This is a genomic window from Populibacterium corticicola (assembly GCF_042683685.1).
Lineage (GTDB): Bacteria > Actinomycetota > Actinomycetes > Actinomycetales > Cellulomonadaceae > Timonella > Timonella corticicola.
The window spans coordinates 26,819-48,338 of sequence record NZ_JBHUOP010000006.1 but is presented as its reverse complement, the minus strand read 5'-3'; the positions used below and the strand labels follow the sequence as shown (position 1 = coordinate 48,338).

Annotated in this window: 20 protein-coding genes; 18 read left to right on the top strand and 2 right to left on the bottom strand. The window is 60.2% G+C overall.

Annotation, left to right across the window (positions count from 1 at the left end):
- Positions 1-73 precede the first annotated feature (73 nt).
- The 10 genes from ACFSYH_RS13155 to ACFSYH_RS13110 all read left to right on the top strand — a co-directional run bounded on the left by ACFSYH_RS13155 (position 74) and on the right by ACFSYH_RS13110 (position 11,117).
- A complete protein-coding gene (locus tag ACFSYH_RS13155; RefSeq protein WP_377467545.1) occupies positions 74-559 on the top strand; it encodes a PH domain-containing protein in 486 nt (161 codons plus the stop codon).
- Between the two features lie 2 nt (positions 560-561).
- Positions 562-2,460, top strand: coding sequence for a PH domain-containing protein (locus tag ACFSYH_RS13150; protein ID WP_377467543.1), 1,899 nt, complete (start codon positions 562-564; stop codon positions 2,458-2,460).
- Positions 2,457-3,383: a Rossmann-like and DUF2520 domain-containing protein gene (locus tag ACFSYH_RS13145; protein ID WP_377467541.1), complete on the top strand. Its 927-nt coding sequence runs from the start codon at positions 2,457-2,459 to the stop codon at positions 3,381-3,383. The genes ACFSYH_RS13150 and ACFSYH_RS13145 overlap by 4 nt, the downstream gene beginning before the upstream one ends.
- An 11-nt stretch (positions 3,384-3,394) precedes the next feature.
- Positions 3,395-4,279 carry a pantoate--beta-alanine ligase gene (panC, locus tag ACFSYH_RS13140; RefSeq protein WP_377467539.1) on the top strand — a complete coding sequence of 295 codons (885 nt, stop codon included), beginning with the start codon at positions 3,395-3,397 and terminating at the stop codon, positions 4,277-4,279.
- An 88-nt stretch (positions 4,280-4,367) separates the two neighbouring features.
- A complete protein-coding gene (gene panD, locus ACFSYH_RS13135; RefSeq protein WP_377467537.1) occupies positions 4,368-4,805 on the top strand; it encodes an aspartate 1-decarboxylase in 438 nt (145 codons plus the stop codon).
- Between the two features lie 17 nt (positions 4,806-4,822).
- A complete protein-coding gene (locus ACFSYH_RS13130; RefSeq protein WP_377467535.1) occupies positions 4,823-6,574 on the top strand; it encodes an L-aspartate oxidase in 1,752 nt (583 codons plus the stop codon).
- Between the two features lie 100 nt (positions 6,575-6,674).
- The gene (nadC, locus tag ACFSYH_RS13125) at positions 6,675-7,607 is read left to right on the top strand and encodes a carboxylating nicotinate-nucleotide diphosphorylase (RefSeq protein ID WP_377467533.1); all 933 of its coding nucleotides are present in this window, start codon (positions 6,675-6,677) and stop codon (positions 7,605-7,607) included.
- 97 nt (positions 7,608-7,704) lie between these two features.
- The gene (lysS, locus tag ACFSYH_RS13120; RefSeq protein WP_377467531.1) at positions 7,705-9,252 is read left to right on the top strand and encodes a lysine--tRNA ligase; all 1,548 of its coding nucleotides are present in this window, start codon (positions 7,705-7,707) and stop codon (positions 9,250-9,252) included.
- Positions 9,253-9,548: 296 nt separating this feature from the next.
- Positions 9,549-9,878 carry a histone-like nucleoid-structuring protein Lsr2 gene (locus ACFSYH_RS13115; protein ID WP_377467529.1) on the top strand — a complete coding sequence of 110 codons (330 nt, stop codon included), beginning with the start codon at positions 9,549-9,551 and terminating at the stop codon, positions 9,876-9,878.
- Positions 9,879-10,052: 174 nt separating this feature from the next.
- Entirely contained in the window at positions 10,053-11,117 is a 1,065-nt protein-coding gene (locus ACFSYH_RS13110; protein ID WP_377467526.1) for a lactonase family protein, read from the top strand.
- Positions 11,118-11,121: 4 nt separating this feature from the next.
- Here the strand turns inward: ACFSYH_RS13110 and ACFSYH_RS13105 are convergent, their stop codons facing one another.
- Positions 11,122-11,418, bottom strand: a complete 297-nt coding sequence (locus tag ACFSYH_RS13105; protein WP_377467524.1) for a (2Fe-2S)-binding protein — start codon at positions 11,416-11,418, stop codon at positions 11,122-11,124.
- A gap of 164 nt (positions 11,419-11,582) precedes the next feature.
- Between ACFSYH_RS13105 and mshA the strand changes: the two genes are divergently transcribed.
- Both mshA and ACFSYH_RS13095 read left to right on the top strand, forming a co-directional pair.
- Complete coding sequence (gene mshA, locus ACFSYH_RS13100; RefSeq protein WP_377467522.1) at positions 11,583-12,896, top strand: D-inositol-3-phosphate glycosyltransferase; 1,314 nt, start codon at positions 11,583-11,585, stop codon at positions 12,894-12,896.
- A 63-nt stretch (positions 12,897-12,959) separates the two neighbouring features.
- On the top strand, positions 12,960-13,703 hold the full coding sequence (locus ACFSYH_RS13095; protein WP_377467520.1) for a phosphoglyceromutase: 744 nt from the start codon (positions 12,960-12,962) through the stop codon (positions 13,701-13,703).
- A gap of 414 nt (positions 13,704-14,117) precedes the next feature.
- On the opposite strand, the gene phoU is transcribed toward ACFSYH_RS13095, so the two are convergent.
- Positions 14,118-14,771 carry a phosphate signaling complex protein PhoU gene (gene phoU, locus ACFSYH_RS13090; RefSeq protein WP_377467518.1) on the bottom strand — a complete coding sequence of 218 codons (654 nt, stop codon included), beginning with the start codon at positions 14,769-14,771 and terminating at the stop codon, positions 14,118-14,120.
- Positions 14,772-15,010: 239 nt separating this feature from the next.
- Between phoU and ACFSYH_RS13085 the strand changes: the two genes are divergently transcribed.
- The 6 genes from ACFSYH_RS13085 (at position 15,011) to pstA (ending at position 21,485) form a co-directional block, all read left to right on the top strand.
- On the top strand, positions 15,011-16,315 hold the full coding sequence (locus ACFSYH_RS13085) for a sensor histidine kinase (RefSeq protein WP_377467516.1): 1,305 nt from the start codon (positions 15,011-15,013) through the stop codon (positions 16,313-16,315).
- Entirely contained in the window at positions 16,312-17,028 is a 717-nt protein-coding gene (locus ACFSYH_RS13080) for a response regulator (protein WP_377467514.1), read from the top strand. Before ACFSYH_RS13085 ends, ACFSYH_RS13080 begins: the two co-directional genes overlap by 4 nt.
- A gap of 320 nt (positions 17,029-17,348) precedes the next feature.
- Entirely contained in the window at positions 17,349-17,828 is a 480-nt protein-coding gene (locus tag ACFSYH_RS13075) for an AAA family ATPase (protein ID WP_377467512.1), read from the top strand.
- Positions 17,829-18,070: 242 nt separating this feature from the next.
- Positions 18,071-19,231, top strand: a complete 1,161-nt coding sequence (gene pstS, locus ACFSYH_RS13070; protein ID WP_377467510.1) for a phosphate ABC transporter substrate-binding protein PstS — start codon at positions 18,071-18,073, stop codon at positions 19,229-19,231.
- Between the two features lie 275 nt (positions 19,232-19,506).
- Positions 19,507-20,424 (top strand): phosphate ABC transporter permease subunit PstC, encoded by a 918-nt coding sequence (pstC, locus tag ACFSYH_RS13065; protein ID WP_377467669.1) that lies wholly within the window; start codon positions 19,507-19,509, stop codon positions 20,422-20,424.
- The gene (gene pstA, locus ACFSYH_RS13060; RefSeq protein WP_377467508.1) at positions 20,424-21,485 is read left to right on the top strand and encodes a phosphate ABC transporter permease PstA; all 1,062 of its coding nucleotides are present in this window, start codon (positions 20,424-20,426) and stop codon (positions 21,483-21,485) included. The genes pstC and pstA overlap by 1 nt, the downstream gene beginning before the upstream one ends.
- The last annotated feature ends 35 nt before the right edge of the window (positions 21,486-21,520 follow it).

Sequence of the window (21,520 nt, the reverse complement as noted above, 5' to 3'; positions counted from 1 at the left end):
GTAAAGTGGAGGTGCTCAATGATTTGGCTCAAGTTCGCGTGCTTCAGTAGTGCGCCCGGCACGAGGAAACCTCATGGATCCCATTTTCGACCCTGAAGGCATCGAGTGGCAGCGTGTTTCGCCGAAGTTGACGCACGTGCGGCTCTTGACCTGGTTCCTGTCGATGCTCGTGCCGCTCATCGGTTCACTGGTGCTCGCGATTGTGATCAAGCAGGTGTGGGCCTACCTGATCCCCGCCGGTGTGCTCGTGCTGTTTAGCTGGGTGGCCTGGGTCATTCGCAGGCAGGTTCCCGCAATGGGGTACGCCGAACGCGAGGACGATCTGTTGGTGAAAAAGGGTGTCATGTTCAAATCGATCACCGTTGTGCCCTACGGACGCATGCAACTGGTCGATGTTGAGGCAGGGCCATTCGACCGTGCGTTCGGTATCGCGAAGGTTACTCTCCACACTGCCTCAGCACAGACAGATGCGGTGGTGAGCGGACTTGTTCCGGAGGAGGCTGCTCGACTCCGCGACCGTTTGGCGAGCCGCGGCGAGTCTCGACTGGCAGGTCTGTGACCGTGAGCCAGAACAACGATCTTCCTGTGCCTGGCGGCGGCACATCTGATCCCGCGCAGAACCCCTCGCCCACAGTGGGTGAGGCATTCGCGCCCCCAGCCAGTCACCAGGTTCCCCTCGAGACACCCGCCATCGATCAGGTAGAGACCCTACAGAGTCAACCTCCCGCGGCAACCGATGACAAAGAGTGGCATCAGGTTCACAAGGCGACACCGTTCATCAAGGGATGGATCGTCATCGTCGCGATCCTGTACGGTGGCCTGCAAAGTTTCGGACAGGGCCTGGTGGGACAGGGCCCAGACGAGGCAGAGGTCGTCGAAACGATCGCGCGTTGGGAAGTGTTGATCGTCCTCGGTATCGCCGTCATCGGTCTTATCGTGGCTGTTCTGTACGGCTACCTTGCCTGGCGCCGAATGCGATACGCGTACGACCATGAGTCGGTGTACATGAACAGCGGGATATTGTTCCGTCAGGAACGCAAGGCGCGCCTTGACCGCATCCAGTCCATCGACATCGTGAAGCCGCTGATCGCCCGTATCTTCGGGCTCGCAGAACTGACGATCACCTCGGCGGCTGGCGGCGAGAGCAACGTCAAGATTGGCTTCCTCAAGGAAGAGCAGGCAAACCTGCTGCGCATCGAATTGCTGGCCCGAGCATCGGGTGCAGTCCAGCGTGTACGTGGCCAGGCAACTGCCCCGGCTTCAGGTGCTTCATCCGAGGCGCAGACAGGGGCGATGCACGGAAGTGCCCCAAGCTCCAATGCACCAGGTTCTCAGCCGGACGCGGCAGCTCAGACATATCCTCCGATTCCACCGGCACTGCAGTACGAGACCCCGGAACGCATCATCTACCAGGTCCCGCCCAAGCGGATCATCATTGGTGGTCTGCTTTCCTGGTCGACCATCTTCGCAGTGATCTTCGTTGTCGCAATGATCGTGCTGTTCACGCTCGGACTTGGCGCGATCGCTCTATCGATGCTGCCCGGTCTGCTCGCTTTCGGACCAATGGCATGGAACGCGATCATCGGCGAATACGGCTTCACAGGTGCGATCTCTCAGGACGGTATCCGGGTCCGGCACGGACTGCTTGAAACCCGCGCCAAGACGATCCCTCCGGGACGCGTTCAAGCAGTTCGACTGCGTCAATCGATCCTGTGGCGCAAACTCGGCTGGTGGCGGGTGGATGTCAACGTCGCCGGTCAGGCGGTCGAGGCGAATGGCAACTCGGTGTCCATGGAATCGGTCCTCCTTCCGGTGGGTACGACCGTGGAAGCCCTCGACGCACTGTGGCTCGTTCTGCCTGATCTTGGTGTGGCGCAGCCGCTGGAATTTCTCGAGGCGGCGTTCAACGGGAAGGGCACTGACCGCGGCTTTACGGTAAGCCCACGCTCCGCGCGCTGGCTTGACCCGCTCAGTTATAAGCGCAACGGATTCGCTGAAACTGAACGAGCACTGGTTATTCGTACTGGCTGGCTCACCCGGCAGGTGGCGGTTGTGCCACATGAACGCACCCAATCTATCGGTGCCAAGCAGGGGCCGTGGCAGCGCAAACTCAATGTGGCGAGTTTCCAGCTGCATTCAACACCGGGATCGATTGTTCCATACGTACCGCACCAGAGCCCAGAGACTATTCGGTCCTTGCTTGCTGAGCAGGCGGACCGGGCACGGCGCGCGCGAGCATCCGCAGGTCCAGAGCAGTGGCTAGTTCAGGTGGAACAACACCACTTTGAAAGCGAAGACCAGGTGTTTGAGGGAGAACCGGGTACTCAAACGGCGCTCGATGACCTCTCACGCGGCCCCGAGTCGGTAGCACCTCAGCCTGATGCGGTTAGGTGCATCGCGCCCGACTCGCAGCCTATTCAGGACAGCGTGGGTCCCGACAAAGAGGCTCCTCAGTCATGACGTCACCTGGAGCCAAGCCCGGACGACTGGGCATTGGAATCATTGGCGCGGGCCGGGTCGGAGCTGTGCTTGGGAGCGCGTTGCGGGCAACCGGACACGCGGTTGTCGGGGCCACGGCGATTTCGCAGGAATCACGTGATCGAGTGGATGCTCTCTTGCCGGGTGTTCCCATTGCGACTCCGCAAGACGTTGTGGAGCGATCCGAACTCGTTTTGTTGACGGTTCCTGATGATGCCCTCGAGTCTGTTGTGCAAGGACTTGCGGATCTGGGTGCCTGGCAACCCGGGCAGATCGTTGTGCACACTTCGGGCGCGTACGGTGCGCGGATATTGGATCCGGCGCGGGAGCGGGGCGCTATCCCCGTTGCAATCCATCCTGCGATGACGTTCACTGGTACGTCTTTGGATCTATCTCGACTTGAGGGGGCGACCTTCGCGGTGACGGCTCCTAGCCCGGTACTTCCAATTGGGCAGGCACTCGTGGTCGAGATCGGCGGTGAACCCGTTGTCGTTGATGAATCCGCACGTGGTCTCTACCATGCGGCTCTCGCGCACGGAGCCAACCATCTTGTTGTCCTGGTAGCGCAGGCAGCGGACATGCTTGCACAGGCTGGTATCTCCCATCCGGGCCACACACTCGCTCCGCTGCTGTATGCGGCGCTTGATGGGGCATTGCGCCATGCCGATGGAACAGCGGACCCTATTGCGGCGTTGACTGGACCGGTGGCGCGGGGAGATAGCGGAACCGTGGCGAAACACCTTGAAACAATCGCAGAGTATGCAGCGCAGGACAACGCTGTGGACGTGGTTGAGTCTTATGCGCACTTGAGTCGTTCTGCAACAGTGCGTAGTCTGCGTTCTGGCCGACTCAGCGAGCAGCAGGCGCAAAACCTGCTGGACACCCTAAAGAAACCCCAATCGTAGGAACCCTCACCATGGCTCATAAGCCACTTGTAGTACACACAACTGAAGAGTTGCGGCGGGTGCTGAACCAGCCGGTTCTTGGTGATGAAAGCCTTGCTCAGCGAGCCGTTGTCATGACGATGGGCGCGTTGCATGCGGGGCACATGGAACTGGTCAATCAGGCTCGATCCCAAGCACGCCAGGTTGTTGTCACTATTTTTGTTAACCCACTGCAGTTTGGTCCCGGCGAGGACTATGACTCCTACCCGCGCACGCTTGAGGCGGACGTCGAACTGCTCAGTGAGCATGGAGTGGACATCGTGTTCGCTCCGACGCTTGAGGACATGTATCCGGGAGGGGATCCGCTCGTACGGGCAACGGCAGGGAAACTTGGCACAGTCCTTGAGGGAGAATTCCGTCCCACCCATTTCGATGGGGTGGTCACGGTTGTGAACAAACTACTGAACCTCATTGATCCAGACCTTGCATTCTTCGGAGAGAAGGATGCGCAGCAGTTGCTCATCATTCAAAGGATGGTGAAGGACTTCGGACACAGGGTAGAGATCTGTCCGGTCCCCATCGTGCGTCAAGCAGATGGGTTGGCGCTGTCTTCACGGAATGCTTATTTGACCACCGAGGAACGTGAGATCGCACTCACTTTGTCGCGAGCGCTTTTCGCTGCACGCCATGCAGCGGAGGTCGGAGCCGATGCACTTGAGGCGCGTGCGGCAGCCCTCAAAGTCTTTGCTGATCAGCCGGGTATCGAGGTGGACTACTGTGTTGTGGTCGACCCCGACACGATTGCGGATGCGGGGGACCGGTTCACAGGGGAGGCGCTTGTTCTCGTGGCTGCCCGCGTGGGCAGGACTAGACTTATTGACAACATGCGCATCGTGATTGGTTCAGCCCTCGCCTGAGCCGTCCCGCACGGGCCGGTCTGAAACAGGGCTGTCCGACACGGGGCATGGATGCTGATACTGCAGTTTTTTTAAAGGAACTTTTACCGTGACGTCTTTGCAACGCCCAATGATGATTGGGAAGATCCACCGAGCCACCGTGACGCAGGCTGACCTGCACTACGTCGGTTCGATCACTGTGGATGCCGATCTCCTGGAGGCAGCGGACCTCTACCCGGGTCAACAGGTTGACGTGGTTGACGTGACCAATGGCTCGCGTCTGACCACATATGTGATTCCCGGTGCGCCCGGTTCGGGGCAGATCTGTATCAATGGTGCGGCGGCACACCTGATCAACCCCGGTGACACGGTTATCCTCATCGCCTATGGAATGATGCACAGCGACGAGGCCCGCCACTACGTTCCCCACGTCGTGTTCGTTGACGAGAACAACAGGATCGTCGAGTGCTCCAACGAGCCGGGTCTGGTCCCCGATGGCTACGACCTCGAACCCTCCGGTCTGCCCATCGCTCCGTTCCAAGAATGATCTAGGAGACCCCTTCCATGCCCACGCCCCAAGCGGAGCCACGCATCTGCCTGCCCACGCATCTGTCAGCGGCCGACCCTGGATGGGTAGCCCGCGCGGATGTGATTGTCGTGGGCAGTGGCATCGCGGGTCTCACCGCAGCCCTCGAACTGCGCTCGCATGTGGGGCGGGTGCTCCTGGTGACCAAGGACCGGCTCTCGTCGGGTTCGACAGTGTGGGCGCAGGGTGGGATCGCAGCGGCGCTTGACCCGAGTGACTCACCGCAGGCTCACCTCGAAGACACCCTGACTGCAGGGGTGGGGCTGTGTGACACGGATGCCGTCGAGGTCTTGGTGACCGAAGGCCCTGCCCGCGTGCGGGAACTGATCGAACGCGGCACCAAGTTCGATCTTGAGCCCGACGGCGATGTGGCGCTCACACGGGAGGGCGGACATCACGCTGACCGTATTGCGCATGCGGGTGGAGACGCGACGGGCGCGGAGATCAGCCGTGCCCTAGTGGCACAACTGGAGGCTGTCCGCAACGACCCGGACATTGAAATCATCGAACACGCGCAGGTGCTTGACATTCTGACCTCGTCGGGCCTGATCGAACCGCAGGAAAACGACAACGACCGCCGTGTCGCCTGCGGTGTCACGCTGCACGTCCGTGGTGAGGGGCAGCGTGATGGCGTGGGCGCCGCACTGGCACGTGCGGTCGTTCTGGCAACCGGGGGAATCGGACAGGTCTACGTGTCCTCGACGAACCCGGCACAGACCACGGGTGATGGGGCAGCGGCCGCTTTACGGGCTGGTGCAGACCTCGCGGATCTGGAGTTCGTGCAGTTCCATCCGACGGTACTGTGGCTCGGATCAGGTGCGAAGGGCCAGCTCACGCTCATCTCGGAGGCGGTTCGCGGCGAGGGCGCCTACCTGATCGACGTTGACGGTAAGCGGTTCATGCCGGATATCCACCCCATGGCTGAACTTGCCCCACGCGACGTGGTCGCACACGCGATAGTGGAACAGATGGCTCAGACCAACTCCGATCACGTCCTGCTGGACGCTCGTCATCTCGGCACCGACTTCCTGAAATCGCGTTTCCCCACGATCTACGAAAGACTCCTTGCCCAGGGATTCGACATCACCGCCGAACCGGTCCCTGTGGCTCCTGCGCAGCACTATCACTCGGGTGGGATCGTCACCAACGTCAATGGGCGTTCCACCCTGCGCGGTTTGTACGCGGTCGGCGAGTCTGCGTGCACCGGCGTACACGGGGCGAATCGTCTCGCCTCCAACTCTCTTCTCGAAGGTCTTGTGTTCGCACAGCGAGCCGCAAGGGACATTGCGGCCCGCATGGCGGCTGGGGAACTACCACAGCGGGAACCCGCACCGCGAGAGGGCTCGAGTGGTTTGGTCATGGCCGCCTCGCGTTCGCGAATTCAGAGGGCGATGACCGCAGGCGCTGGAGTTCGCCGCAGTGCGGAGTCATTGCGCGTTACCCTCGACAAACTGGGTCAGGTGCGCACCGATGCCGCAGTGCCGGAATCGCTTGCGGGTGATCACCACGCCACCCCACAGGCTGCGGAATGGGAGGCCACCAACATCCACATGGTGTCCTCAGCGCTCGCGGCCGCCGCGCTGGCTCGCGAGGAGACGCGCGGCGGGCATTACCGCACCGACTTCCCACAGATTTCCGACGAGTGGCTACAGCGCGTGGTCATCCGCCTGCACGATGACGGCACGCTGGTGACGGATACCGCTCCGCTGCGGCGCGGCGAACACAACTAGCTGGCAGCAGCGCTGCCAGATCCGACGTGGGCACAGGTAATCGGTGAGTCGGGTGCGTAGAGCAACCGGCTCGTCGTCAATGAAACAGAGGAACAGCACAATGATCGCTTCGGTATCGCCAATGGCACCGGGTGTGGAGCCGCTTGATCTTGACTGGGTGCGCCGAACGGTACGTACGACCCTAGATGAGGACCTGGGAGGCTTCCCTGGACGGGATGTGACCTCGCAGGCGACGATTTCGCCGAGCAAACAGGTCACGGCACATCTGATGGCGCGCCAGAATGGTGTTGTGGCAGGGCTTGCCGTGGCGCCTGAGGCTCTTGCACAGGTGGCTGAGCGCTTCGGAATGACGAATGCGGATGGGCCTGCGACATCTGTCGTGTTCGACGTTCCCGACGGAACCCGGGTGAGGGCGGGCGACCGTCTTGCGGTGTTGACCGCCCCGGTTCAAGCGATCCTCATCGCGGAACGTACCCTGTTGAACCTGGCGAGTCGCGCATCCGGGGTTGCGACCGCGACCCGGGTGTTTGCGGACCAACTCGAGGGTACATCTGCGATGGTGCTTGACACCCGCAAAACCACTCCGGGACTGCGTGAACTTGAAAAGTACGCGGTACGGGCCGGTGGCGGCACCAACAAGCGTATGGGACTGTACGATGTCGCAATGGTCAAGGACAACCACGTGGTTGCCGCGGGATCGGTATCGGCGGCAATTGAGGCTGTTCGTGCACAGTTCCCTGAGGTGCTCATCCAGGTGGAGGCCGACACCTATGCCCAGGCCATTGAGGCCGTTGATGCGGGGGCGCGGTTTCTGCTGCTGGACAACATGAGCAACGACGAGATGCGTGCGGTCGTGGAGACGCTGCGTCCCCGCGAAGCCGACCTTGGCAAGATCGAACTCGAGGCAACCGGGACCGTGACCGTACCGCGTGCTGCGGGAATCGCGGCCACGGGCGTTGACTACATGTCTGTGGGCGCTCTGACGCACTCCGCTCCAATCCTCGACCTGGCTCTGGATCTCGTCAGCCGATGAGCCCAGCGGATCAGGTGGCCGAACCTGATCGCTGAAAGTGAGCCGTACCACCGATAGTGCCAGTTTTAGGATCGCCTGCGGCGGATAGAATAAACGGGTGACTGAAGACCCAAAGAACACCGCGGCTAACGCCACCACTGAAACCGATCTGCCCGAGCAGTTGCGAGTGCGCCGTGAGAAGCGTGCGCGCCTCATCGCTGAAGGCGGTGAAGCGTACCCGGTGACCGTGGATCGCACTCACGAGATCAAGCAGGTGCGTCAGCAGTACGCTCACCTTGAGACCGGGGAAGAGACCGATGACGTTGTTGGGATCGCAGGACGCGTTGTCTTCCTCCGCAACACCGGAAAGCTCTGTTTCGTGTCCCTGCAAGACGGTGAGGGCAGCCGCGTCCAGGTGATGCTCTCGCAAGGCGAGATCGGGGCTGAATCGCTCGCCGCCTTCAAGGCCGACGTCGACCTTGGGGACCACCTGTTCGCGAAGGGCCGTGTCATTTCCTCGCGCCGCGGTGAACTGTCCATCTTTGCCAGTGAGTGGGCGATCGCCGCGAAGTCGCTGCGTCCGCTGCCAAACATGTACGAGCGCGAGGACGGCACGAGCGCTGAGCTGTCAGAGGAAGCCCGCGTACGCCAGCGCTACGTCGACCTCATTGCACGCCCCGCAGCCCGTGACAACGCTCGCCTCCGGGCTGCAGTCGTACGATCCCTGCGCAACAACTTCCACAATCGGGACTTCCTTGAGATCGAGACCCCGATGCTGCAGACCATCCACGGTGGGGCCGCAGCTCGACCGTTCGTGACGCATATGAACGCGTTCGACATGGAACTGTACCTGCGCATCGCACCAGAACTGTTCCTCAAGCGTGCCGTGGTGGGTGGTATCGAAAAGGTCTTCGAGATCAACCGTAACTTCCGCAACGAGGGAGCGGACTCAAGCCACTCGCCAGAGTTCGCGATGCTCGAGGCCTATGAAGCCTATGGCGACTACAACACCATGGCGGCACTCACCAAGGACCTCGTACAGACCGCGGCCCGCGATGTGTATGACGGTGAGACTCTCGTGACGCTCCCGAACGGAGAGCAGTACGAACTCGGCGGAGAGTGGGCAGAACTATCCATGTATGACTCGCTGTCCTCTGCCGCGGGACTGGAGATCACTCCAGAGACCTCAGTGGCAGAACTCCAGAAACTCGCCGACAAGGTTGAGGTAAAGGTCGATCCTAAAAAGACCAACCATGGAAAACTGGTTGAAGAACTTTGGGAACACTTTGTCGGCGATGACCTGTATGAACCCACTTTTGTACGTGATTTCCCAGTGGAAACTTCACCGCTTACTCGCGACCACCGTTCAAAGAGGGGCGTAGTGGAAAAGTGGGACCTCTACGTCCGTGGATTTGAACTTGCGACCGCATATTCAGAGCTTGTTGACCCCGTTATCCAGCGACAACGCTTCGAGGCACAGGCAATTCTGGCTGCCGCTGGAGATGACGAGGCAATGGTGCTAGACGAAGACTTCCTCACCGCAATGGAATATGCGATGCCGCCAAGCGGAGGCATGGGAATGGGACTTGACCGTCTGCTTATGGCGCTCACTGGCCTGGGTATTCGGGAGACAATTCTGTTCCCGCTGGTCAAGCCGCAGAACTAACGAGTATGGGTGTTGCACCCCATTAATTGGAGGGCGTTGGTATGGAAGGCTTTTGGCTGGGATTTGCGGCCTTGGTTCCGTCCATTGGGGTCGGAGTGCTGTTTTACTTTGTCATGAGATTCGTGCTTCGAGCTGACAAAAACGAGCGTGCGCAACTGGCCGAATTAGAGCGAGAAGCACAGCAGGAGTCACCGAATTCTTCGGATGAGTGAATAGCGTTTTCATTTGACGATTTGATTGGATTCTGTAATCATCGTTTTACAGTCCAACGCAATTTGCTAACGAAAGAGTTTGAAATGGCACAGAAGGTTCAAGTCATCCTTGTGGACGATCTCAATGGTGGTTCCGCAGACGAGACCGTTCAGTTCGGCCTTGACGGTGTTTCCTACGAGATCGACCTGAACAACAGCAACGCTGAGAAGCTTCGTGAAGCTCTTGCTGAATACGTAGCAGTATCCCGTAAGGTTGGCCGTGGCACCCGTGGTGCGCGCAAGGGCCGTGCCGCAACCGTTGGTGGCCCTTCAGCTACCGAGGTTCGCGACTGGGCTCGTGCAAATGGCTACGAGGTCAATGTGCGCGGACGCGTTCCACAGGAAATCCGCGACGCATACGACGCGGCACACTGACTCTGGTATTAAACGGGGTGTTCCCATGAGGGAGCACCCCGTTTACTGTTTCTTGCGTCCCCAAGTTAAGTTAGCCGCCAATCTGCGAATCGCTGTGAATGCATACAGGTAACTCACAGCCTGTTATGGTTATCCGGCGAACATGCAGTTGTGCCCATGAATGGAACTAATTCGATGCGCCTCTATTTCGGTACCTATCCCCATGACATCGCGGAATTCCCGGAGGAGGGTATTTGGTATGCCAGCCTTGATGCCTCGTCCGCGCAAATCACCGATCTGCAGCAAAAAGTTGAACTGAGTTCCCCATCATTTATTACATGGGATCGTGACCACTCCAGTGTTATAGCGGTTTCTGAGAATCCGGAGGGGGAACTCACGGAACTCGCCGTAACTGACGAAGAACTGGAAATCGTTGCGCGGGTTTCGACGCGTGGTGCACACCCCTGTCACGTGATTGTCGCCGGTGGGCAGGCAATTGTCACAAACTATGGCAGCGGGTCTGTGTTCTCGCAGCAGCTTCCACTCACTCACGACTCACAGAGCGCCAGCGGGCGCAACTTCCAGCAGACCGGAACCGGGCCTGTTGCAGACCGGCAAGAGGGTCCGCATGCTCATTTCGCGGGCCAATTGCCTGGTTCACAGTACGTATGGGTTACAGACCTTGGTGCAGATCGCATCTTCCGTTATGCAATCTCACAGGACTCGAACGGTGCTCCAAACCTTGATGCACTCGGGTCCGCTGTTGAGTTCCCCGGTGGCATGGGGCCACGGCATATTGCGTGCGGTCTGAATGGCCACGCCTATGTGGTGGGGGAGTTGGACGGCAAGGTCTACACGGTTGCCTATAGCACCGCTGACGGTAGCGGACAGATTGTCTGGGATGGGCTGCTACTTGAGGACACAGAGCAGGAGTACTGGGCATCCCACGTGGAGTTGTCAGCGGACCAGGAACGTCTGTATGTTGCGCTGCGTGGCGTTGACCAGGTCGTGGTTTTCGATGTTGTGGATGACGGATCGCTACGCCGGATCGCTTCGGCACCGGTTATAGGGGCCTGGCCACGGCACTTCCGAGTCATCGAGGGCACAGATGCACTGGCAGGGCACGACATCATTGTCGTGGCCAACCAGAATTCTCACACGGTTGATGTTCTGAGTTTCGATGCAACCCGCCGTGAGTTCTCAGAGCGCACGAGCGTGCGGCTGCCAAGCCCGGCATGCGTGTTGCCAATTGAAGCATAGGAACCTAGTCTTGCGGGCGTAGGCCGATCTCGACCTGTACGATTCCTGCGACGAATGGTAGGCAGGCACCGCAGCCCCCTCCGGCGCGGGTCTTGACCTGGATGTCGTCGAGGGAGTTGCAGGTTCCAGAACGGACGAGGTTGCGGATCTCTCCGGCGTTCACGTTGGCGCAGGTGCAGACGATTGCATCGTCGTCGAAGGTGGCACAGTCCTCGGCGGATGCTGGGACGACTGCGGCTTCTGGTTCGTCAGCGCCAACGAGGTTACGGATTGCTGCGAGCGGGTCTGCAATGGTGTCCATTGTTCAATGCTGCCCGTTACGCCCTGTAAAACCGTGGGACCTATGGCCCTAGGTGTCGGGCTATGCGCCGGTCATACGTCACATTCCCATTCGGTGGACACGTCTTTTGTGCTTACCTTCAAGGCTTTGGAACAATGAGGTCTAGGACCAATGCAAGGTGGTACATGCCCAAGACTCTGACCTGTGACAGCACCGCGACTCGTGTTGCGATGCTTTCTGTCCACACCTCTCCGCTGGCGCAGCCCGGAATCGGAGACGCAGGCGGTATGAACGTGTACATCACGGAGCTGTCCAAGGCGCTTGCCCACGAGGGCGTGGCGGTTGAGATATTCACCCGGCGGACCAGTTCCAGGGAGCCTGATCGCGTAGAACTCTCGGACGGGGTGCTCGTGCATCACATCACGGCCGGACCGTTCGAGGGACTGCACAAGGAAGACCTGCCCAGCCAACTGTGCTATTTCACGCAGGGGGTGCTGCGTACGGAAGCCGGTCGGACTCCCGGTTGGTACGACATCGTGCATTCCCACTACTGGCTCTCCGGCGAGGTGGGCTGGCTCGCGGCTGATCGCTGGAACGTGCCGCTTGCTCATTCGATGCACACCATGGCGCGGGTCAAGAACGCTCAACTAGCACCGGGGGACACCCCTGAACCGCGGCTGCGTGTCCTCGGCGAGGAGCAGGTTGTCTCGGAAGCACATGCGCTCGTGGCCAACACAGAGCACGAGGCGCGCGAGCTTGTCGAGTACTACGACGCTGACCCACATCGTGTCCACGTTGTCCCCCCGGGCGTGGATCTGACGACATTCTCGGACCTTTCGCCGCAAGGTCTGACTCGTGATCAGGAACGCGCTCGTCACGGGTTCACACCGAACGACAACGTTGTGGTGTTCGCCGGACGGATTCAGCCACTCAAGGGTGCCGACGTTCTGGTGCAGATGCTCGGTGAACTCGCGCATGGTCAACAAGTTTGCCGTGAACAGGGAGCAACCGATGATGTGCAGGCACCGCAACTCGTGATTCTCGGCGGAGCCTCCGGCAAAGAGAGCGCTCTGGACGACCTGAAGAGACTGGTACATGCGCTTGGGGTGGGACGCCAGGTCAGGTTCGAACCCCCGTGCACGCGTGAGGAGCTGGCAGCGTGGTTCCGCGTTGCCGACGTTGTGGCCATGCCCTCACGAAATGAGAGCTTCGGTCTCGTTGCCGTGGAGGCGCAGGCTTGCGGCACCCCGGTGATCGCGGCGGAGGTGGGCGGTTTACGCACGGCGGTACGGCACGGAGAGTCCGGCCTGCTCATTCCGAACCATGATCCGGTCACGTGGGCGCAGGAAACCCGCAGATTCTTCAGCGACCCGGAACTACGTGAACGGCTCGCCGCTAATGCCCGGTCCGTTGCCGCAACGTTTACGTGGCAGCACGCCGCGAAAGCGACCCTCGAGGTTTATGACGGTGTGATCAAAGAACGCACGAAAATCTCGTGAACACGTGTCCATATGGACGAAAGACCCGCACACGCGGGCCGAAAAAATGAAAGAATGAGGATCATGACTTACACGCTTGTTTTGCTCCGCCACGGCGAGAGCCAATGGAACGCTAAGAACCTCTTCACCGGTTGGGTTGACGTACAACTCTCCGACAAGGGCCGCGCAGAGGCGCAGCGCGGTGGTGAACTCCTCAAGGAAGCAGATATCCTCCCAGATGTCGTGCACACTTCGATGCTGCTTCGCGCAATCACCACTGCCAACCTCGCACTTGAGGCTGCTGGCCGTCACTGGATTCCAGTGAAGCGCGACTGGCGTCTGAACGAGCGTCACTACGGTGCGCTCCAGGGCAAGGACAAGGCGCAGACCCTCGAGGAGTATGGTGCAGACCAGTTCAAGCTGTGGCGCCGCTCGTACGACGTGCCACCACCGGCAATCGAGGCTGGCACCGAGTTCAGCCAGGACGCTGACCCACGCTACGTTGGCGACGCTGCCGCTGTCCGCACCGAGTGCCTCAAGGATGTTCTTGAGCGCGAGATCCCTTACTGGGAGTCCGACATCAAGGATGACCTCAAGGCTGGCAAGACCGTTCTGGTCGCGGCACACGGTAACTCGCTGCGCGCGCTCGTGAAGCTCCTCGACGAGATCTCGGACGAGGACATCGCCGAACTCAACATTCCAACCGGTATGCCACTGGTGTACGAGTTGGACGAGAACTTCAAGCCAATCGAAAAGGGTGGCCGCTACCTCGACCCAGAGGCTGCGAAGGCTGCTGCTGAGGCTGTTGCAAACCAGGGCAAGAAGTAACCTAACCCTTGTGAGTTAGAGGTCGGGCCCACCGGTTTTCCGGTGGGCCCGACCTTATTGTTTGTACCCGATCGTCTGTACCCGAAAACATCGATGGGTTGTTTTTCGCCCGGATGCGTATCTTTTTTATGCGGACCCGGAATGTTTTTGGCCCATCGGCTTGAGGTAAAAGGATTGGGCTACTGGCAGCGCCAGCAGGCACCATGCAGCCCCAGGGAAGTCATCAGGTCCCGATTGCCGACGAGCCCTCACCTACCAGCGCATGGTCACGCTGGTAAGTGAGGGCTCGTCGTAAAGAAAAACCAGTGGGCTGTTTTTCGTCCAGGTGCGTATCTTTTTTATGTGCGCCTGGACCATTTTTGGCCCATCGGTTGAGGGACAGAGGTTGGGAAAGGGAACAGCCGTGAGGCGGAACTAGGCCTCGACAGGGCCGAACTCTCCGGTCACGAGGTATTGGACGCGGCGGGCCACGGATACGCCGTGGTCACCGAATCGCTCGAAGTAGCGCGAGAGTAGGGTAGCGTCGACTGTCTCCTGCGCGCTTCCCTTCCAGTCCGGTCCAAGCACGGTGGTGAACACGGAGTTGTGCAACTCATCGAGTAGATCGTCATCGCGTTCGATGGAACCGGCCTCTTCGAGGTCGTGGGATGTGACGATCTCGTAGACACGCTGCGCGACTCGCTGCGCGGCCTCGCCCATCTGCTCGTAGGTGTCGCGGAGCTGCGAGGGGCTACCGGGGTTTGGGAATGCACGACGCGATACCTCTGCGATGTGGCGAGCGAGGTCGCCCATACGCTCAAGGCTGGCGCTCATCCGCAGAACCGAAACGATGACACGGAGGTCGGTGGCAACCGGCTGTTGCTGCGCGAGCAGGAGAACGCAACGTTCGTCGAGGTCTCGTTCGAGTGCATCGATGGCCTGGTCGTCGGCGATGACCTGCTGTGCAAGGGTGAGGTCTTGAGTCTGCAGTGCGTTGCTTGCACCGGTGATTGCTTTGAGGACGAGCTCGGCCATCTGCTCGAGGTCGTCACCGAGGGCCTGAAGTTCAGCCTCGAAGATCTTGCGCATGTCGCTCCTTTTGGGACGTAAAAGTTTAGGCGAGCACACCGAAGTCATCGACTTGCTCAACAGCCTCTACACTGACAAAGCCAAGTGTGTTTGGGGGAACCCTAAGGTAAACGGCTGGTGTCGCATGTATGAACTCTTGTCCGCGTGATGCGAGAAACCCCTAAATTTCTGCGGTTTCTGCACTCCGCGGTGATGGAGGTGGGCGCCAAATGGTGTGGTTGCACCGTAGGCTATTGGGCGTGGATAGTTTTTCGCTGATCATCGCTGGAGCCGTGGGCATCGCTGTTGGCGTCTTTGCCACGCTTGCTTTCACGTTCAGTGAGAAGCAGCAGCGTACGGCAAGTTCGTTGCGTTCGACTGGGCTCGATGGCGGTGCTATCAGGGTCCTGTCAGTTCTGCGCTCGGCTGCGGTCATCATCTCGAACGACGATACCGTGTTGCGGGCGAGTGCGCCTGCCTATGCGCTGGGTGTAGTGCGTGGAAACAAGATCGTGCACCCCGCGATCCAGGACATGATTGACTCCGTACGACGTTCAGGCCTGATCGCCGACGAGGAACTCGAGCTTCCGCTCGGTCCCGTGGGGCGCGGTCGCGTGATGCTTCAGGTGCGGGTCGCGCAACTCAACGCCGACCATGTACTGGTACTCGCGGAGGATAAAACCGAGGCCAAGCGGGTTGAGACCATCCGCCGGGACTTCACCGTCAATGTCTCACACGAACTCAAAACACCTGTTGGAGCAATCGGTCTGCTCGCGGAGACGCTCCAGGACGCAGCAGACGATCCAGAGGCCGTGCGCCATTTTGCGGGACGAATGAGCCAGGAGTCCAAGCGTTTGGCGCAACTCGTGCAGGAGATCATCGAGCTCTCGCGTCTCCAACTGGAGGGGTCCACACACCCGGCGAGCGTCGTTCAGGTGCGTGGGGTCATCGAGGAGGCCACGGATCGCGCCCGAGTCGTCGCTCAAGGTAAGGACATCACCCTCACCGTCGGGGGAGACCTCGACACCCACGTGTACGGCGATCACAATCTGCTCGTCACCGCAGTGCGAAATCTGGTCGACAACGCCGTCGCCTACTCTCCGGAGAAGACGAACGTGGGGGTCGGCGTCACCCAAAAGGGCGACCTCGTCGAGATCACGGTGGTCGACCAGGGTATCGGCATCTCGCCGGAACACCAGAGCCGTATCTTCGAGCGCTTCTATCGCGTCGACCCGGCGCGCTCACGAGCCACAGGTGGAACAGGGCTTGGGCTCTCGATTGTCAAGCATGTTGCCGCAGACCATGGCGGTGACGTCACGGTATGGTCGCGCGAGGGCCAGGGATCAACCTTCACGCTGCGCATTCCCGCCGAGGTCAAGCAAAGTCCAGAGACATCAATCTCCGAGGACGATGACTACTACGACGACATCGACATCCCAGAACCCACCGGAACGGGTCGCACCCGGTTTGAGCGACCCAACAGAGTCTTACTACCAACCGACGTGCTGCAGGTGCGCAGCATCCCGCGCAAGGCGGAACCTGACGATAATGAGGAGGGCGCGTGACGCGCATCTTAGTTGTTGAGGACGAAGAGTCGTACCGTGAGCCGCTGACGTATCAGCTCACGCGTGAAGGATACGACGTTGTGGCTGTTGCAACAGGCAACGAGGCCCTTGAGGCATATGACGCCGAGCAGCCGGACCTGGTGCTGCTGGATCTGATGCTTCCCGGTATCTCTGGCACCGAGGTGTGCCGGGAACTGCGCCAACGCGGCAATGTCCCGGTCATCATGCTGACTGCCAAGGATGGCGAGATCGATAAGGTCGTGGGCTTGGAACTGGGCGCGGATGACTATGTCACCAAGCCGTACTCGTTCCGCGAGTTGCTCGCCCGCATGCGTGCCGTGCTGCGCCGCAACCACTCGGCTCCGGTCGAACAGGACCGACAGGCCTCCGAGGAGAACGACCAGGTCCTTGCTGCGGGCCCGGTCAAGATGGATGTCGAGCGCCACATCGTGACCGTGAACGGTGAATCGGTCTCCTTCCCGCTCAAGGAGTTTGACCTCCTTGAGTACCTGCTCCGAAACGCAGGTCGTGTGCTGACCCGTGGTCAACTCATTGATCGGGTGTGGGGCTCGGACTACGTGGGAGACACCAAGACTCTGGACGTTCACATCAAACGCATCCGCGCCAAGATCGAGGAGGACCCGGGACACCCCCAACTCGTGTTGACGGTACGTGGACTGGGATACAAGTTCACTGATCCCTCCGGCTCATAGCGCGCTGACGGTTTCGTCCGCCGACCCCGCTGCACAGCGGGGTCGGCGGACTTCTTGTTTCCCAGCCGACTGCCTAGCCCGCAGTCGCAGCGATCTGCGGGAATCGTCGCCAATCCGTGCATATTAGAGGCGGTAGTTTCAGGTTGCTAGTGTCCTGCGCCGTTCATTCGTTTCAATAGTCGCCGGAGACTTCGGCGAAGAGCCGTCCCCCTTATATCTCCCGCGAACTCAAGGAACAGGGCACTAGCGCAACACTCTTTCACGATATGAAAAGAGGGGAGACAACCGGATCGTCGTCAAGCACCTGTAGTGTCGATACCATGAGCCACGTCGTCTTCATGTGCGGCCCCGCAGGAGCGGGAAAAACCCACCGTGCCAGACAATACGAGAAAAGCGGGTACACCCGACTTTCCTACGATGTTGAAGCATGGAATCGTGGGGCACGGGAGATGCCCATCTCCCACGAGCTACACGAACTGATCACCTTCGAACTGAAGCAGAGGCTCCTTGCCCTGGTGAAGCAAGACACGGACATCGTGCTCGACTTCTCGTTCTGGTCGAAGAGGATGCGAGACGAATATCGAGAACTGCTCGCACCATTCGGGGTCATGCCCGAGACCATCTATCTGGAGACGCCCAGAGACGTCGCCCTCAAACGGGTGCGCGACCGTGGTAACCAGGACACGGATGATTTCCAACTCTCACCGCAACTCGCAGAACAGTATTTTGACAACTTCGAGGTACCGAGTCTCGCTGAGGGGCCGCTTACCGTGATCACGTATACGCCAAGCAGCCGTTGACGTCCCATGTGGGGTGCAGCCTCACACCCTGCACATGGCCTAAGACGCCCGCCTCTGGAAAATCCCATGTGCTCGTTCACCCTTACGTAACCTACGGGGCGAATAAAAAACGTAACGTTCATCTTTGCTTCACCCAAACACCAAACGACAGTCATTTACGGCTCCTAACTTTCTAGTTGTGCGCAGGGATCAACCAACTGCCACCCCAGACTTTTTGACGCAAACTTAAGAAGGTTTACAACGTGAAGAACGTAAAGAGCCGCGCCCTAGCCGCATCCGCCCTGTCCGGCGCACTCGTGCTTGCTCTTGCCGCTTGCGGCTCGGACGCCGTGCCACAGGAAGAGCCAACCTCGCCAGCGGAGACCAGCACCACGGACGCTCCAACCGAGACCGATGAGCCAGCAGCACCAGAGGCATCCGGCTCAATCGCCGGTGCTGGCGCAAGTTCCCAGGAGAAGGCAATGGAGGGTTGGATCGCAACCCTCACCTCCGTCGCACCAAACCTGACCGTCTCCTACGACCCTGTCGGATCTGGCGGAGGACGCACCCAGTTCCTCTCGGGTGCCGCTCAGTTCGCAGGTTCTGACTCCGCATTGAAGGAAGAGGAACTCGCACAGGCAGTGGACCGCTGCTACGGCGGCGAAGCACTCGAGCTCCCGCTCTACATCTCGCCAATCGCGGTTGTCTACAACCTGCCAAGCGTGGACGCAGAGCACATCAACCTGGACGCCGAGACCATCGCAAACGTGTTCTCCGGCAAGATCACCAAGTGGAACGACCCAGCGATCGCTGCACAGAACGAGGGCGTCGAACTCCCAGACCTCGCAATCATTCCGGTGAACCGCTCCGACGAGTCCGGCACCACCGAAAACTTCACCGAATACCTCGAGGCAGCCTCGAACGGTGCGTGGGAGCACGAAGCATCGGGTGACTGGCCAATCTCCGGAACCCAGTCCGGTAACGGAACCTCCGGCATGATCGACACCGTCAAGGGTGCCGAGGGAACCATCGGATACGCCGACGCATCACGCGCAGGCGACCTCGGAACCATCGCACTCAAGGTCGGCGAGAACTACGTACCATTCTCCGCAGAAGCCGCAGCAGCAGTCGTTGATGCCTCGCCACGCGCAGAGGGCGCAACCGACAAGCGCCTCGTCGTTGAACTCGACCGCAACACGAGCGCAGCGGGTGCCTACCCACTCGTCCTGATCTCGTACTCGGTTGCCTGCTCGGTGTACGAGACCGCTGAGGAAGCCACCAACGTCAAGGCATTCCTGAACTACGTTGCCTCGACCGAAGGCCAGGCAATCGCAGCACAGGCTGATGTCGCTGGATCGGCCCCGATCTCCGACACACTGCGCGGCGAGGTCACCGCAGCAATCGACGCAATCACCTCCAAGTGATTCAACCGAACCAGCACCACTGAACCCCGACACACGTAACGAGCAGAACATTGCGCGATACACAGACCGATGAGGCTGACCCAATGACTCAGTTGAGCTCAACGCCCCTCCCTAACGGGGCACACAACGCTCACACTACGAGCGAATCTACACAGGGTGGGCAGGTAGGCACACACGCCGCTGCGAGCGACCACCACAGTGCAGATGTCCAGACCCAAGGGGGTGCTCCGCAACCGGGCGGAACACGTCTGGCGGGTAAGAACCGGTCTAAGTTCATGGCGGTGCTTGTGGCCCGCTGGTTCGAATTCCTTTCCACCGCGGCTGGGGTAACCATCCTGGTTATCCTGGCCGCGGTAGCGGGCTTCCTGATCTATAGCGCCTGGCCCGCACTGACGGCAGACATCTCTGAGTTGCAGGCGATCTCCTGGTTTAACGGGGACTCCCTGCTCGGCTACATCCTGCCGCTCATCTTTGGAACGCTTCTCGCATCCATCATCGCCTTGGCAGTCGCGGTGCCACTCTCAGTGGGAATCGCACTGTTCATCTCCCACTACTCACCGCGTAGGGTCTCCGGAGTCCTCGGCTACGTGATCGACCTCCTGGCGGCCATCCCATCTGTGGTCTACGGCCTGTGGGGGGCGCTCTGGCTCGCCCCCACCCTCGACCCACTGTTCGCATGGATGACCAGCTACCTCGGCTTCATCCCACTCTTCGAGGGCTACCAGGCACCAGCACGAAACGTGCTCACCGCAAGCCTCGTGCTCGCAGTCATGATCCTTCCGATCATCACCGCCGTCTCGCGCGAGATCTTCCTACAGACGCCACGCCTCCACGAAGAGGCGGCACTTGCGCTCGGCGCAACCCGCTGGGAACTCGTGCGCATGACGGTGTTCCCGTTCGGGCGCTCCGGAGTCATCTCGGCCTCCATGCTTGGTCTTGGCCGCGCGCTCGGTGAGACCATGGCCGTGCTCATGATCCTCTCGCCCGGAACCCTGTTCTCCTTCTTCCTGCTCAAGCCAGGGCAACATCAAACCATCGCAGCAAACATCGCCGCGAAATTCCCTGAGGCATCCGGCCTCGCCGTATCGACCTTGATCGCAACCGGTCTTGCGCTCTTCGTGATCACCCTCGCGGTCAACATGACCGCACGCTGGATCGTGAGCCGCCGCAGCGAGTTTAGTGGAGCAAACTGATGGCGACTCTTACCGCTTCTAACATCGCGCCCGGCGTACTGAGCTCGACCCCGCGCCTACCAAAGTGGGTTCCCTGGGCAATCCTCGGCGGCTCGGCCGCCGTTGCCGCCGGAATCCTGTTCCTCGCCGATTCCGCGTCGATTGCGACCATCGTGTCGCTGACCGTGGTGCTCTACGCACTGTCGATCACGATCCTGTCCCGCAGGATTGAGGGATCACGCTACGCAACGGACCGGTTTGCCACAACCCTCGTCGTCGTTGCGTTCGGACTCGCCCTCATCCCGCTCGTCTCCCTCCTCGGAACCGTGCTGGCCAAAGGCCTGAGCGTTGTCGACTTCCAGTTCCTCAACACCAACATGGTGGGCGTCTTCGGGGAAATGACCGAGGGCGGCATCTACCACGCGATCTGGGGAACCATCATGGTGACCCTCACCGCCACCATCATCTCGGTCCCAATCGGCATCCTCACTGCGATCTACCTCGTGGAGTATGGCCGAGGACCACTGGCCCGCGGCGTCACGTTCTTCGTGGACGTCATGACCGGTATCCCATCGATTGTTGCGGGTCTGTTCGCCTTCACGCTCTTCACGCTCCTGTTCGGTCCTGCATACCGTGCCGGAATCATGGGTGCTGCGGCGCTCGCGGTGCTCATGACCCCGGTGGTCATCCGCTCCGTCGAGGAAATGCTCCGTCTGGTTCCCAATGAGCTGCGTGAAGCCTCCTATGCACTTGGAGTCACCAAGGCCCGTACGATCTTCAAGGTGGTGCTTCGCACCGCGATCGGCGGCATCGTGACAGGTGTGATGCTCGCGGTCGCCCGTGTCATCGGTGAAACCGCACCCCTGCTCCTGACCATCGGAATCGCAGCCGATGCGAACTTCAACGTGTTCGAAGGCCGCATGGCGACACTTCCAGTGTTCGCCTACCGCCAGTATCAACAGGGTGGAATCGGGGTTGACCGAGCCTGGGGTGCCGCACTCGTATTGATCGTGATCGTGATGCTCCTGAACATCCTGGCTCGACTGGTCTCGAAGTACTTCGCACCGAAACTCGACCGTTAACCCATCCCGACCGTCTGATCACGGAGTGCTGACAG